The sequence below is a fragment of the Streptococcus gwangjuensis genome, assembly GCF_028156745.1.
Classification (GTDB): Bacteria; Bacillota; Bacilli; order Lactobacillales; family Streptococcaceae; genus Streptococcus; species Streptococcus gwangjuense_A.
This window is the reverse complement of the sequence record NZ_JAODJG010000012.1, coordinates 1-224: the sequence shown is the minus strand read 5'-3', so window position 1 is coordinate 224 and position 224 is coordinate 1. Positions and strand designations below refer to the sequence as shown.

The 224-nt window shown below is 42.0% G+C and carries 1 protein-coding gene; it reads left to right on the top strand.

What is annotated here, in order from left to right; genetic code table 11:
* Window positions 1-224, top strand: a 224-nt coding sequence (locus N5909_RS09780; RefSeq protein ID WP_271630621.1) for a mucin-binding protein, incomplete at both ends; no start/stop codon positions are given.

The following is a 224-nucleotide window of genomic DNA, read 5'->3' as shown; positions in this document are numbered from 1 at the left end:
GGTTACACAGCGGATAAATCAGAAATCCCAGCTGTAAGTGGAGTTCAAGCTAAAGACCAAGACCGTGTTGAAACAGTTACTTATCGTAAGGATGCTCAAAAAGCTGTTATCCGTTATGTAAGCACTAACGGTAACCGTGTTCTCACAACAGATGAAGTGACAGGTAAGTCAGGTGAAGCCATTGCCTACAGCACAACAAGTCAAATCACAGAATTCAAGAAACA